The sequence below is a fragment of the Streptomyces sp. NPDC002701 genome (assembly GCF_042889045.1).
Classification (GTDB): domain Bacteria; phylum Actinomycetota; class Actinomycetes; order Streptomycetales; family Streptomycetaceae; genus Streptomyces.
In genome coordinates this window covers 218,893-233,214 of sequence record NZ_JBIAQL010000011.1, presented here as the reverse complement: position 1 = coordinate 233,214, position 14,322 = coordinate 218,893, and the positions used below count along the sequence as shown (strand labels likewise).

Below are 14,322 nucleotides of genomic sequence, written 5' to 3'. Positions count from 1 at the left end.
GAGCCCGTCCGTGACGACGACCCCCGCCTCCCCCGCCGCCGCTCAGCTGCCTCCGAGCCTGGTCAGCACGCTGCCGGGGCACTACTACACCGACCCCGAGGTCTTCCGGCAGGAGCAGGAACGGCTCTTCGAGTCGATGTGGTTCTGCGCGGTCCGCAGCGCCGATCTGGGCGCTCCCGGCGCGTTCCGCACGGTCCAGGTCGGCCGCGAGAGCGTCCTGGTCACCCGGTCCCGTACCGGCGGGCTGCGCGCCTTCCTCAACGTCTGCCGGCACCGCGGGGCCCGCCTCTGCACGGAGGAGGCCGGCGAGGTCCGGCGCACCCTGCAGTGCCCGTACCACGCCTGGACGTACGACCTCGACGGGAAACTGATCGCGGCGCCGAACCTGGTGCGGATGCCCGATGTCGACCGCACGGAGTACGGCCTGGTCAAGGTCGCGCTGCGGGAGTGGCTCGGGTACGCCTGGGTGTGCCTGGCCGACGAGCCGCCGTCCTTCGAGGAGACGGTGGTGGGCGCGGCCGTCGAGCGGCTCGGGAACGCGGCGGCCATCGAGCACTACGGCACGGAGAACCTCGCGCTCGGCAGGCGCATCACCTATGACGTGCGCGCGAACTGGAAGCTGATCGTCGAGAACTTCATGGAGTGCTATCACTGCGCGACGATCCACCCCGAACTCACCGATGTGCTTCCGGAGTTCGCCGACGGCTACGCCGCCCAGTACTACGTGGGCCACGGCGCCGGGTTCGGCGAGGAGGTCCGTGGCTTCACGGTCGACGGGAGCGCGGGATTCGACAGGCTCCCCGAGGTCGCCGAGGAGCAGGACCGCCGTTACTATGCGATAACGGTCAAACCCACCGTGTTCATCAACCTCGTCCCCGACCATGTCATCTTCCACCGCATGTTTCCCCTCGCCGAGGACCGGACGATCGTGGAGTGCGACTGGCTCTACGCCCCCGAGGTCGTCGAGTCGGGCGCCGATGTGTCGAAGTCCGTGGAGCTCTTCCACCGGGTGAACACCCAGGACTTCGAGGCGTGCGAGCGTACGCAGCCCGCCATGGCGTCCCGCGCCTACCGCGGGGGCGGGGTGCTGGTGCCCACCGAGCACCACATCGGGACGTTCCACGAGTGGCTCAGAGGCATGCTGGGAGGCAGGGATGGCTGATCTCTACATCGGCGGCACCTGGACGGGCGCGCGGGAGGGAGGCACCCGGGAGATCCGCTGTCCGGCCGACGGGTCCCTCGTGGCCGTCGTCGACGAGGCGGGCGGCCAGGACACGGCCGACGCGATCGCGGCCGCGCGCCGCGCCTTCGACGAAGGCCCCTGGCCGCGGACCCCCGCGAACGAGCGCGGGGACCTGCTCCTGCGGGTGGCCGATCTGCTGGCCCGCGACAAGGACGTACTCGCCCGGGCGGAGTCCCTCGACACCGGCAAGCGCCTGGTGGAGAGCGAGTACGACATCGACGACATCGAGAACTGCTTCCGCTACTTCGGACGGCTCGTCGCGAGCGAGTCCGGCCGCGTCGTCGAGACCGGCACGGCGGGTGTCGACAGCCGGGTGGTCCATGAGCCGGTCGGCGTGTGCGCGCTGATCACCCCCTGGAACTATCCGCTGCTGCAGACCGCGTGGAAGGTCGCCCCGGCGCTGGCCGCGGGCAACACGTTCGTGCTCAAGCCGAGCGAGCTGACCCCGCACACGGCGATCCACCTGATGCGTCTCCTGGAGGAGGCCGGGCTGCCCGCGGGCGCGGCCAACCTCATCCTCGGCGCGGGCCCGGAGGCGGGCGCTCCGCTGGGCGACCACCCCGGCGTGGACCTCGTCTCCTTCACCGGCGGTCTGCGGACCGGTCGCGCGCTGATGGCAGCGGCGGCCGGGACGGTGAAGAAGGTCGCCCTCGAACTGGGCGGCAAGAACCCGAACATCGTCTTCGCCGACGCCGACTTCGAGACGGCCGTCGACATGGCGCTGACCGCCGTCTTCCTGCATTCCGGGCAGGTCTGCTCGGCCGGGGCGCGGCTGCTCGTCGAGGACTCCCTGCACGACGGGTTCGTCGACGAGGTCGTCCGCAGGGCGAAGCTGATCAGGCTGGGCGGACCGTTCGACGAGCGGGCGCAGACCGGCCCGCTGATCTCGGCGGCGCACCTGGCGAAGGTCGAGGCGTACGTCGCCCAGGGGATGGAGGAGGGCGCGATCCTGCGCTGCGGCGGGGAGCGGCCCGCCGATCCCCCGCACCCGGACGGCTTCTACTACCCGCCGACCGTGCTGGACGAGTGCTTCGGCGGGATGTCCGTCGTCCAGGACGAGTCGTTCGGGCCGGTGCTGACCGTGGAGCGGTTCACCGACGAGGGGGAGGCGGTGCGGCGGGCCAACGACACCGTCTACGGGCTGGCCGGCGGTGTCTTCACGTCCGACGAGGCCAAGGCACAGCGCGTCGCGTCGGCCCTGCGCGTGGGAACGGTCTGGATCAACGACTACCACCCGTACGTCCCGCAGGCGGAGTGGGGAGGCTACAAGCAGTCCGGGTTCGGGCGGGAACTCGGACCTGCCGGCCTCGCCGAGTACCGCGAGACGAAGCACATCTGGCGCACGACGAACCCGAGCCCACAGGGCTGGTTCTCCTAGGGGTGATGACGACCACCGGGCCAATGACCGCGAAAAAGCCCGCACTTCATCACATGATCCGGCGCTCCGCACCTTAAGATCCAGACCGCACCGACGACCCCGCACGAGCCGCACCTCCTCCCGCCCGGGAGAACTCCCCATCCCAGGAGGCCGCTCATGACCGACCCAGTACGACCGCCGGAGAGACAGGGCCACGACGACTCGGAGCTCGCCGAGTTCGGCTACCGACCCGAGCTGAAACGCACCCTCGGCAACTTCCACACCTTCGCCGCCGGGATCAGCTACATCTCCATCCTCACCGGCACCTTCCAGCTCTTCTACTTCGGCTACGGCAGCGGCGGGCCCGCCTACTGGTGGTCCTGGCCCATGGTCTTCGTCGGCCAGTTCATGGTCGCGCTCTGCTTCGCCGAACTGGCCGCCCGCTATCCCGTGGCCGGCTCGGTCTACAACTGGGCCAAGAAGGTGGGCAATCCGCACCTGGGCTGGCTGGCCGGCTGGACGATGCTGATCGCCTCGGTCGTGTCGATCGCGGCCGTGGCCCTCGCCTACCAGCTGACGCTCCCCCAGATCTCGGACACCTTCCAGTTCGTGGGCGACGGCACGGGCAAGTACGACGTCGCCACCAACGCCGTACTGCTGGCGTCCGTCCTCATCGTCTTCACCACCCTGGTGAACGCCCTCGGTGTGAAGCTGATGGCCAGGATCAACACGGCGGGCGTCTTCATCGAGCTGATCGCCACCGTCGTCCTGATCGTGCTGTTCGCCGTCAACATCACCCGCGGGCCGGGAGTCGTCCTGGAGACGAACGACACGGGGGCGGGCCAGCCCGGCGGCTACCTCGGCGCGTTCCTGATCGCGTCGCTGGCGTCCGCGTACGTGATGTACGGCTTCGACACGGCCGCCTCGCTCGGCGAGGAGTCCCTCGACCCGTCGCGCAACGCGCCGCGCGCCATCCTCCGTGCCATCGTCGCCTCGTTCGTCCTCGGCGGACTCGTCCTGCTGCTCGCGCTGATGAGCGTGTCCAGTCTGAAGGGCGAGCAACTGTCCACGGACGGCCTGCAGTACGTCGTTCTCGACGTGCTCGGTGAGGACGCGGGCAAGGCCATGCTGTGGTGCGTCTTCATCGCGGTCACCGTGTGCGCACTCGCCGTGCACACCGCGGCGATCCGGCTGGCCTTCGCGATGGCCCGCGACAACAACCTGCCCGCCGCGTCCAGCCTGGCCAAGGTCCATCCGCGCTTCCAGACCCCGATCGTGCCCGCGGTGATCATCGGCGTCCTGGCGCTGGCGATCCTCGTGGTCAACATCCGCCAGCCGCAGATCTTCACCGTCGTCACCAGTATCGGCATCATCCTGATCTATCTCGCGTATCTGCTGGTCACCGGGCCCATGCTGGTGGCCAGGCTGCGCGGCAGGTGGCAGCCCGCGGGCGAGGGCAGGTTCTCGCTCGGCCGCTGGGGACTGCTCGTCAACATCGTCGCCGTGGTGTGGGGCGCGGCCATGATGCTCAACCTGATCTGGCCGCGCGCCGCGGTCTACAACGCGAGCGCCCCGTACCACTGGTATCTGCGCTGGGGTGCCGTCCTGTTCGTCGGCATCGTGATGGGGGGCGGTTTCGCCTACTACTGGTTCGTGCAGCGGCACCGCACCGGGGTGCTCGCGGAGCACCGGTACCGGGCGGCGGCCGACACACCCCCGCCACCCGCTTCCGAGGAGGTCGGTTCCCCATGACGGAGAACGAGGACAGGAACGAGGACAGGTACGAGGACGAGTTCGACTACGTGGTGGTCGGCGGGGGCACCGCGGGCAACGTGGTCGCGGCCCGGCTCTCCGAGGACCCGTCCGTCACGGTGTGCGTCCTGGAGGCGGGGCCCAGTGACGTCGGCGACGACGCCGTCATGAAGCTGGAGCGCTGGATGGGGCTCCTGGAGTCCGGCTACGACTGGGACTACCCCGTCGAGCCGCAGGCCAGCGGCAACAGCTTCATGCGGCACGCCCGCGCCAAGGTCCTCGGCGGCTGCTCCTCGCACAACTCCTGCATCGCCTTCTGGGCACCGGCCGAGGACCTGGACGACTGGGCCGCCGCGGGCTGCACGGGGTGGAGCGCCGCCGACCTCTTCCCGCTCTACCGGCGGCTGGAGAACAACGACGCTCCGGGTGAGCACCACGGCCGCACCGGCCCGGTGAAGCTGCGTACGCTCAAGAGCGACGATCCCTGTGGCACCGCCCTGCTGGAAGCCTGCGCCCAGGCGGGCATCCCGACGACGCCGTTCAACGCGGGCCGGACCGTCGTCCGGGGCGCCAACTGGTTCCAGATCAACTCCGACGAGAACAACATCCGGCAGTCCTCGTCGGTGGCGTACCTGCACCCGGTCCTCGGCAAGCGGCCGAATCTCGACGTACGGACCGGGGTGCGCGCCAAGAAGCTGGTGCTCGACGGGCGGCGCTGCGTGGGCGCCGAGTACCTGGACCCCGACCTGATCCACACCCGCACGGTACGGGCCAGGCGCGAGGTGGTCGTGTCCTGCGGCTCGATCGACAGCGCGAAGCTGCTGATGCTGTCGGGCATCGGGCCCGCCGGACATCTGCGCGAGGTGGGCGTCGACGTGGTGGTGGACTCGGCCGGCGTCGGCGAGAACCTCCAGGACCATCCCGAGGGCGTCATCATGTGGGAGGCCCGGCAGCCCATGCCGACCGTCTCCAGCCAGTGGTGGGAGGCGGGCATCTTCTACGACACCGAACCGGGTCTGGACCGGCCCGACCTGATGTTCCACTACGGCTCGGTGCCGTTCGACATGAACACCGCGCGGTGGGGTTATCCGACCTCCGAGAACGCGTTCTGCCTCACGCCGAACGTCACGCGCGCGAGGTCGCGCGGCACGGTGCGGCTGCGTACGCGCGACTACCGCGACAAGCCGCGGGTCGATCCCCGGTACTTCACGCACGAGCACGACGTGCGGGTGATGACGTACGGGCTGAAGCTGGCCCGGCGGATCGCTTCGCAGCCCGCGCTGAGCGGGTGGGCCGGGGCCGAGCTGGCGCCGGGGCCGGACGTGCGGACGGACGAGGAGCTGCTCGACTACATCCACAAGACGCACAACACCGTCTACCACCCGTCCTGCACGGTGAAGATGGGGGCGGACGACGATGCCTCCGCTCCCCTCGACGCGCGGTTGCGGGTCAAGGGGGTGGAGCGGCTGCGGGTCGCGGACGGGTCGGTGATGCCGGACCTCGTCTCGGTCAACCCGTGCATCACGACGATGATGATCGGCGAGAAGTGCGCGGACCTTTTGAAGGAGGACGCCTAGGGCGCGTCTCCTCGGGGGCGCGGGGAACTGCGCGACCAGCCCTCACCGGGCCGCCAGTTCGCCCACCGCCGCGTGGTCGCGGGTCGCCGCGGGTCCGTTGGGCTGGTCGCGCAGTTCCCCGCGTCCCTAGACGGCCCCTGACGGGGCTGTCGGGGCCGGGCGCTTGTACATGCGGGTCGCCGTGATCTCCGTGTGGGACGCCTCCCCCGCGGGGGTCTCCTTCGGGAGGCCGGGCCGCAGGTGTTCCTCCACGCTGATGTACTTCAGGCCCGCCCGCAGGTCCGCGTCGTTGCGCAGGCGGATGACCAGGGGGAACTCCGCCAGTGCCGTGGTGTCGAACAGACCGGTCGTGTAGAGGAGCTGGACGCCCAGCGCGTCGGACACGGCCCGCTGCAGCTCCAGCAGATACGTCGCGTTGGCGCGCCCGATGGGGTTGTCCAGGAACAGCGTGCCGGCGTGACGGTGCTTGTCCCGGCCCCGGTCGTTCGAGCGCAGCGCCGCCATGGTGCAGTAGAGCGCGATGGCGGCGGTGAGCAGCTGGCCGCCGGAGAACACGTCGCCCATCTGCCCGACGGGGACGCGCTCGGCACGCAGTACGGCGTCGGGCTTGAGGATCTCCACGGCGACACCCTTGGGCTGCAGGGCCGCGGCGACTCCCCTCAGCAGCAGGGACATCCCGTCGCGGCGCAGGTCGGAGTTCTTCCTGACGGCCGCCCTGGTCGCCTCGTCGACCACCTCGCCGAGCCGCTCGGCGAGTGTGGCCTGGTCGGGCTCCTCGAAGCGGATACGGAGGAACTCCTGTCCGGACCACTCCCCCAGCCCTTCGGGCAGCCGGGACAGGCGCTGGGCGGACCGCAGGGTGGCGAGCGCGGACTCGACCAGGCCGCGCAGCCGGTCCACGATCGAGTCGCGGTTGCGCTCCAGCTGCGCCAGTTCGTCGGTGAGGACCCGCAGCCGGGGCGCGAAGGCGTCCGCCCATTTCTGCGCGTGCTCGGGCAGCGCGGACGCGGGCAGCTCCCGGATCTGCTGGCGGGCGGGGGTGCGCACCTGCTCGTAGCGCGTCGAGTTGGCATGCCGTACGAGGACGTCGCTCGCCTCGCGCACGCCGGCCTCGGCGGCGGAGAGGTCGGCCGCGCAGCCCCGCAGGGAGCGGCGGGTCCCGGCGGCGGACTGCCTGGCCTCTTCGAGGGTGCCGGGGTACGGCTCGGTCTCCTCCTGCTCGTCGTCCGCGTGCTCCCGCAGGAGGTCCCGGAGCAGGGCCGCCGTCTCGTCGAAGCCGCCGGCCGCGTCCTCGGCGGCTCGGTGGGCGTCGAGCAGTTCGGTGTGGGCGGCGCGGGCCTGGCCCAACGCCTCGGTGCGGGCGGCGAGTTCGCCGGTGGCGGTGCGGAGCAGGCTCTGCGCGTGCCCGGCGTCGCGCGGCACGAGGTCCTCGGGCAGCTCCGTGTGGGCGTCGCCGTCCTCGGGCGCGTGCCGCTCGGCCTCTCCGCGCAGCCGGCCGAGCTGTTCGCTCGCGGTCGAGACACGGCCTTCGAGGAGCGCGACCAGTTCCTCGGCGCGGGCCGCGGCGGCCTGCCGGGAGGGGCCGTCGGAGCCGTCGGTGGACTCCAGGAGCTGGGCGGCGCGTGTGCGTACCTTGTTGGTCAGCCGGTTCAGCTCCGTGAGCGCCGCGCTCTCGTCGCTCTCGGCGCGGGCCTGCTCGGCGCGCAGGTCGGCGCCGACCCCGACCTTCTCGTACAGCTGGGAAGCGGCCCGGTACGCCTCGCGGAGGGCGGGCAGCGACGTCTTCGCGGCACCGGGATCCGCGTCCGGTACGTCGTCGGGGGCGCCCGCGATCTCCGCGCGCTCGGCGCGCAGCGCCCGGGCCGTGCGCCGGGCGTCGTCGGCGGCGCGCTGGGTGCCGCGCCGGTCCTCGTCGGCGGCGCGGGCCCGCTCCAGGCAGGACTGGGCGCGGGCCTCCGACTCGGCCGCCTCGTCGGCGAGTTCGCGCAGTCTGACCTGCCAGCCGGCCCGCTCGCGCAGCCGGAAGGCGAGTCCGGCGAGCGCGTCGGCGGCCCGCCGGGCCCGCTGTGCGGCTTCCTGCCGTTCGTCCCGCACGAGGGCCGCCTCGGCCGCCGCCTCGTCGGCCTCGGTCCTGACGGCACGGGCTTCGGCGAGCTCGGCCTCGGCCTCCTCGGCGAACGTGCGCGCCTCGTCGGCCGCGGTGGCCAGCTCGGTGAGCCGCCCCGCCGGGCAGCCCGTCCGCCAGGAGGCGAGCCGCGCGGCGAGCTCCCGGTCCTTGGCGAGCCGGGCCGCCACCGCGCGGATCTCGTCGTCCCGGCCGGCCGCGCGCGTGCGCAGCGTCTGCCGTTCCTCGTCGGCGGCGTGCTCGTCGTGCATGGCCGGGTTCGGCGGTACGAGGAACACGTCGACGCGGTCCCCGTCACCCGCGCCGGGCGCCGGGGTCGGGGCGAGCAGCGCGGCGGCCGTGCCGACGGCCACAGTGGAACGCGGCAGCAGCGCGGCCTCGATGAGCGCGTCCCGGGCCCGCGCGTGGGTGTCCGGGTCGGTGATGATCACACCGTCGACGAGTTCGGGCCGGGCGGCGAGCACGCGCGCGTGGTCGACGGGGTCGACGGCCTGGGCGAGGTAGCGCCAGCCGGGCAGTGCGGGGATGCCGTGCTCGCCCAGGTACTCCACGGTGGCGAGCACGTCGGGTCCTGGCGGCAGCAGTCCGCCGTCCCCGAGCGCGCCGAGGATCCGGGCGTCGTCCGCCGCTGCGGTCCGCAGGTCGAAGAGCTGTCGTTCGGCGGAGGCGACCGTGCCGTCGAGGAGCTGCCGGAGTTCGTCGGCGTAGTGGTCCAGCTCCTGGGCGGTGAGGGGGCCGTCGCCCGTGGAGTCCCCGGCCCGTCCCTGCGCCGCTCCTCCGTCGTCGGCGGCGTCCTGGGCGGCCACCGGGTGGCGGGGTTTCGGCAGCGACGGACGCCCGGAGTTCCCCGAGCCGCTCCCCGTACCGCCTCCCGCACCGCCGGCAGCCCCCGGCAGGCTCAGCAGTTCGGCCAGCCGCTCCTCGCCGGCCAGCGCCTGCGCGGTACGCCGTTCCGCGTCGTACGCCCGCTCGGCCGCCGTCGCCGCGTCGGCCGCGCGGGCCGCCGTCAGTTCGGCGCGGGACTCGGCGGACGCGGCTTCGCGGGCCTGGTCCGTGGTGCGGCGGGACGCCTCGCGCGCGGTGTCCCACGCGGCGACGGCGGTCTTCTCTGCGTCGCTCGCGGCGAGCGCGGCACGGGCGGGGTCGGCGTCGGGGGCGGTGTCGTCGAGCCAGCCGGCGCGGACCGCCTCGGCGGTCTCCTGCTCCACCTCACCGAGCCGCTGGCGCAGGTGGCCGATCTCGCTGCGGGCGCGCTGCGCCTCGGTGGCGGCGGACGTCGCGTCCCGGTGGGCGGCCTCACCGACTTCCTGCAGTGCGCCGGACCGCTCCTCCTCCTCGTTGGCGGCCTGCTCGGCCCCTTCGGCGGCCGCGTGCAGGGCGCGTACGAGATCGGCGGCGGCCCGGGCCCGGGCGGCGAGCGCGGGTGCTGCGTCCCGCTCCGCTTCGAGGATCGCGGCCGCCACGCGCGCGGAGCGGTCGGCGGCGGCGCGGTGCCGCAGCACGGCCTCCGCGGCCTGCCACGCGGCGTGCAGCGTGCGCGCGTCGGCGAGTTCCCGCTTCTGCGCCGCTGCCTGCTTCTCGGCGCCTGCGAGTGCCAGCGAGGCGTGCCGGTAGGCCAGTTCGGCCGCGATCAGCGCGCTGCGCTGCCTGGCGGCGTCGGCCTCGGTGACCCGGTGGGCGGCGGCGGTGACCTGCTGGGCGAGGTCGCCCGTGCGTCCGCGCTCCAGGACGGCGCGGGCGGAGAGCCGCCGGGCCAGTGTGCGCGTACGCCGCTCGGCGGCCGTGTGGATCTCCCGCGCGCGGGAGCGCGCTCCGGCCGCCTCGACGATCCGTCCGAGCAGGTCCACCGATCCCGCGGTGAACTCCCGCTCGGCGATGAGCTCGGCCCGCCGCCCCAGCTTGTTGCCGAAGCCGCCCACCAGGTCGGCGAGGCCGTCGGTGTCCCGGGTGTCGGTGACCGCGCGCAGCAGCAGGTCGGTGAAGTCGGAGTCCTTCTTGACGGCGAAGAGGCCGGCGGCCTCGCCCTCGTCGGCGTTCATCTCGCGCTGGTAGCGGAAGAGTTCGGGGTCGAGACCCAGGTCGCCGAGGTGCTCGATCCAGCGGTCGTGGATCTCCTCCCAGTGCACCTCCAGGTGCGGATACGCCTTGCCCGCCTCGGTGAGCGCGTCCCGGAAGCCCTTCATGGTGCGGCGCCTGCCCTGCGCGCCCGACGCGCCCTCGACGGGCGGGCGCACCGCGGTGGCCTCGGCGACCGGCAGGTTGTCCAGGCTCAGCCCGGGTCCGGGCCGGAAGGAGTACCACGCCTCGGCGAACTTCCGCGGGTCGTTGGAGACCTGCCGTCCGCGCCACTCGCTGACCTTGCCGACCACGACGCACTCGCCGGTGAGGGTGTGCTGCCACTCCAGTGCCACGTGCCCGCAGTCGTCCGCGAGCAGGAACTTCCGCAGCACGCCGGAGCTGGCGCCGCCCAGCGTGTTCCGGTGACCGGGCAGCATCACCGAGAAGATCAGCTTGAGCAGGACGGACTTGCCGCCGCCGTTCTCCAGGAAGAGCACACCGGCGGGCGCGGGGCGGCGCGGCGGTCCGACGGGCTCCTCCTCGAAGAACTCCGCCTGCGTGGGCGCGGGGTCGGGCACGGGAGCGCCCACTCCGCGCAGGTCCAGCACGGTGTCGGCGTAGCGCGCACCGGCAGGCCCGATGGAGTAGAGGCGGACCCGGGACAGCTCGTACATGGCGGCGGACTCTCGTAGTCGTGAGGGGAGTGTCGTGAGGGAGGTGTCGTCAAGGGGTGTCGTGGGGGGTGCGCCGGCCGGTCACGAGGGCCGGCCGGCGCCGTGGTCGGTCACGAGTGGAACGGCAGCCCGGCGTCGGCGGCCAGCTCCAGATCGTCGGTGTCCTCGGCGGGCAGCAGGCTCGCGGTGCCGTCGGTCACCGGCACCACGCCCAGCTCCAGCAGCTCGGCCAGGGCGGCGCTGCCCGCCATGTCCCGTACCTGCAGCTGGTAGCGGGCGGTCGTCCGGTACGTCCCTCCGGCGTCGTCCCCGGTGCGCTGCAGGAACCCGGAGTCGGTGAGGAACGCGGCCGCCTTGCCGACGATGCCGGTGGTGGATCCGGCCAGTCTTCGCGCGTCCTTGGTGGCCCCGGCGGAGCTGCGCCGCGCCCAGATCCGCCAGGCGGCCTCGAGCCCGGGGGCGTCCGTCGCCGGGTCGGTGTTCTCGCCCTGCTCGTCGGCCCGCTCCTCCAGGCGCCGGCATGCCTGCCGGACGAACGCGTCGACGCCGTTGACCGAGACCCGCCCGATGTATCCGTCGTCCGCGAGGTCCTCGGGCCGCGGGAAGGCCAGGGCGGCGACGGCGAGATGGGCGAGCCCGTGCAGGAACCGGTCGCCCGAGTCGGCGGACGCCCGCCGCGCGTAGTCACCCATGCGCACGGCGAACACCGAGTCCTCGGCGGCGGTCACGGCCATGCCGGCCCGCGGGGACACCTCCAGCACGACGAGCCCGAGCCCGGTGGCCACGGCGTCGGCGAGTCGAGCGAACGGCGGGTCCTCGCGGTAGCGCCGCAGCAGTTCGGTGTACTCCTGGTCCCGCGCGGGCTGCAGTCTGGGCTGCAGCCCGAACGCCACGAGCCGTGCCGCGTCCGCGGTGTCGGCAGGGGTGACGGGGGCGCTCACCGCCGCGGCGACCGCCTCCGGCTCACTCCACTCGACCTGCTCACTCACGACTGCTGCAACTCCTTCGACTCATCGGCGGGGCCAGGGACGAACGCCCCGTCAGGGGCACTTCCAGGCGCGCGGGGAACTGCGCGACCAGCCACGGACGGCCCGCGGTCGGACGACGGCCGGCGGGGCACTACGCGACCTCCGACCGGCCCGCGGTCATCCCGGCCACATCCAGCAGGGCCATCCCGACTATCAGATCCGCCCCGCCGAACTCCGGATCGTCCAGCTCGACCCCGTCGTCCACGGCGAACAACAACCGCTCCTCACCCTGCCGGTACGCGGTGCCGACCGGCGGACTCGCCGCATGCACGGCCAGCAGGGCCACCAGGTACGGCAGTTCGGGGTCGCGCCGCCGCGCGTCCGCGAGCAGCCCGGACAGCCGCCGCGGCGCGTCGGCCGGCAGGTCGAGCAGCTCCATGGCGGCGGCCAGCTGCTCCTCGCTGAACCGGCTGTCGTCCGGGGTGGCGATCAGGTCGGGCTCGGGCATCTCGGCACCGAGATGCTCCCGCTCCACCGGCGGTGTCAGCAGCAGGTCGACCAGGTCCCCGACCCGGACCGACGCGGGGGTCCGAAGCCCCGTCCCGCGCGCGAAGAAGGCGTCGGTCACCCGCAGCGCCCGCTCCACCGGCAAGGGCAGCACGGGGGCGACGAGATGGCCGTACAGGTCGATGCCCGAGGTCGTCATCGGCGTCGCGAACGCCTGCCGGTCCTGCTCGGCGCGGAACAGCGGCCCGGCCTCCAGGAGGCGGGACTGCAGCTGCGTATGGCGCCGGATGCAGTCCTTGACGATGTCGACGAGCTCGGCGGCCCGGCGCTTCTGCTCGGGGTCCTCCGACTCGTCCCGGGCCTTGCGGATGTTGGTGAGGATCGCGTTCTCGTGGCGGTAGCGGTCGGCCACGTGGTCGAGGGCCTCGGCGATCATGTCGGGCACGGCCTGCAGCCAGTCCACCGCCCGGACGTTGCGCCGGGTCGCGTCCAGGGCCCTGCGGAGCGTCTCCGAGTACTGCACGGTCCGGTAGCGGGCCTGCTCGGCGGCGAGCTGGGCGTCCGCGAGGCGGCCCCGGCTGATCAGCACCTCCAGCTTGACCTCGGCGGCGATCTGCGCGCTGGTGACGTCGGTGTCGAGGGCGCCCACGAGGACGTTGACCGCCTCGTCCGTCGTGCGGAGGTACACGCTGCCGCCGTGGCCCGGCACCTCCTCGATCAGCTTGAAGTCGTAGTCGCGGCGCACGTACGAACCGTCCGGCGCGAACGTGCCGTACACGGCACGGAAGCCGCGGTCGACGCTGCCGACGTTGATCAGGTTCTCCAGGACCCAGCGGGCCACCCGTTCGTGTTCGGCGACCGGCCGGCGCGGGGCCTGGGCGGCGATGCGCGGGATGAGCCTGGCCACTATCTGGTCGTGGTCGGCGCCCGTGTCGAAGTCCATGTTCAGGGTGATGAGGTCGATGGCCGCGAGGGCCACCTCCGCCATCCCGTACACCGAGTACTCACCCGCGAGGTTCGCCTTGCGCACGTCGAGGTCGTGCAGCGGGGCGGTGCAGGCGAGCGCGCGCAGGCGGCGCGCCAGGCCCTCGTCGGCGGCCGGGCCCGGCGCCGGGCGCGGCGCCGCGCTGAGCTGGGGCGGAACGCTGTCCGTGGGTGCGGGTGAGGTCACGGTGCACAGACTAGGTCCTGGGTCTGACAACCACCGAAACGCTCCGCTGGGTGCGGGTGGGGTACTTCGGGCCGGATGTCCCGTGCGGACCGGATGTGGCGGGTCGCGCGGTTCCCCGCGCCCCTAGAGGGGCTCCGCCGCCACCCGGCGACTGTAGACCTCCGTGACCCTTTTGCGGGAGTCGTCGAGGTATACGGCCAGCAGGCTCTCGGCCTCCGTCCGGTCGCCGTCCTGGAGGGCCTGGAGGATCTGGCCGTTGCGGGCGAGGTAGGGCTCGTGGAGGCGTCTGGGGTCGTCCACCAGGTGGAAGGCGAGGCGGAGTTCGGCGAAGACGCTGCGCATCAGCTCGCCGGTGCGGGCGCTGCCGGCGAGGGCCACCAGTTCGCGGTGGAAGTGGATGTTGGCCGTGCCCAGGCCCTTCCAGTCGCTCTCGCGGGTCGCCCGCCGCCCGTCCGCGACCGCCGCGGCGAGGCCGTCCACCGCGTAGGGCGGTTCGCCGAGCCCGCGGACGACGGCGCATTCGACGAGGCTGCGGGTGCGGTAGATGTCCTCGACGTCCTCGACGGTCAGGACCCGCACGAAGACGCCCCGGTTGAGCTGGTGGACCAGCAGCCGCTCGTGCGTGAGCAGCCGGAACGCCTCTCGCAGGGTGTTGCGCGAGACGCCGAGCGCGTTGCCGATGCTGTCCTCGGAGAGGCGGGTGCCGGGCGGGAAGTACCCCTCGGCGATCCGGCTCCGCAGGATGTCCGAGACCCGCTCGGCGGTGCTGGTGCGGCCCAGCAGCGCGCGGTCGTCCGCCAGTCCGTTCAGTTCGGCCACGCCCGAATTCAATCGCAGATACCAGAACGAAACAACATGGGTATTGAGGGATCGTTCAACGATCCTCTACC

Annotated in this window: 8 protein-coding genes; 4 read left to right on the top strand and 4 right to left on the bottom strand. The window is 72.8% G+C overall.

The window, feature by feature from the left end; genetic code table 11:
* Positions 1–10 precede the first annotated feature (10 nt).
* The 4 genes from ACFYXC_RS27160 to ACFYXC_RS27145 all read left to right on the top strand — a co-directional run bounded on the left by ACFYXC_RS27160 (position 11) and on the right by ACFYXC_RS27145 (position 5,929).
* Complete coding sequence (locus ACFYXC_RS27160) at positions 11–1,162, top strand: aromatic ring-hydroxylating dioxygenase subunit alpha (RefSeq protein WP_388918465.1); 1,152 nt, start codon at positions 11–13, stop codon at positions 1,160–1,162.
* The gene (locus ACFYXC_RS27155; protein ID WP_389554382.1) at positions 1,155–2,621 is read left to right on the top strand and encodes an aldehyde dehydrogenase family protein; all 1,467 of its coding nucleotides are present in this window, start codon (positions 1,155–1,157) and stop codon (positions 2,619–2,621) included. The genes ACFYXC_RS27160 and ACFYXC_RS27155 overlap by 8 nt, the downstream gene beginning before the upstream one ends.
* A gap of 156 nt (positions 2,622–2,777) precedes the next feature.
* Positions 2,778–4,352: an APC family permease gene (locus tag ACFYXC_RS27150; RefSeq protein ID WP_388918459.1), complete on the top strand. Its 1,575-nt coding sequence runs from the start codon at positions 2,778–2,780 to the stop codon at positions 4,350–4,352.
* On the top strand, positions 4,349–5,929 hold the full coding sequence (locus ACFYXC_RS27145; protein WP_389554380.1) for a GMC family oxidoreductase: 1,581 nt from the start codon (positions 4,349–4,351) through the stop codon (positions 5,927–5,929). The genes ACFYXC_RS27150 and ACFYXC_RS27145 overlap by 4 nt, the downstream gene beginning before the upstream one ends.
* Before the next feature lie 126 nt (positions 5,930–6,055).
* On the opposite strand, the gene ACFYXC_RS27140 is transcribed toward ACFYXC_RS27145, so the two are convergent.
* The 4 genes from ACFYXC_RS27140 to ACFYXC_RS27125 all read right to left on the bottom strand — a co-directional run bounded on the left by ACFYXC_RS27140 (position 6,056) and on the right by ACFYXC_RS27125 (position 14,251).
* The gene (locus tag ACFYXC_RS27140) at positions 6,056–10,786 is read right to left on the bottom strand and encodes a hypothetical protein (RefSeq protein ID WP_389554379.1); all 4,731 of its coding nucleotides are present in this window, start codon (positions 10,784–10,786) and stop codon (positions 6,056–6,058) included.
* A gap of 110 nt (positions 10,787–10,896) precedes the next feature.
* A complete protein-coding gene (locus tag ACFYXC_RS27135; RefSeq protein WP_388918450.1) occupies positions 10,897–11,775 on the bottom strand; it encodes a hypothetical protein in 879 nt (292 codons plus the stop codon).
* Between the two features lie 130 nt (positions 11,776–11,905).
* The gene (locus ACFYXC_RS27130) at positions 11,906–13,432 is read right to left on the bottom strand and encodes a hypothetical protein (protein ID WP_389554377.1); all 1,527 of its coding nucleotides are present in this window, start codon (positions 13,430–13,432) and stop codon (positions 11,906–11,908) included.
* 123 nt (positions 13,433–13,555) lie between these two features.
* Positions 13,556–14,251 (bottom strand): GntR family transcriptional regulator, encoded by a 696-nt coding sequence (locus ACFYXC_RS27125; protein WP_389554375.1) that lies wholly within the window; start codon positions 14,249–14,251, stop codon positions 13,556–13,558.
* Positions 14,252–14,322: the final 71 nt, after the last annotated feature.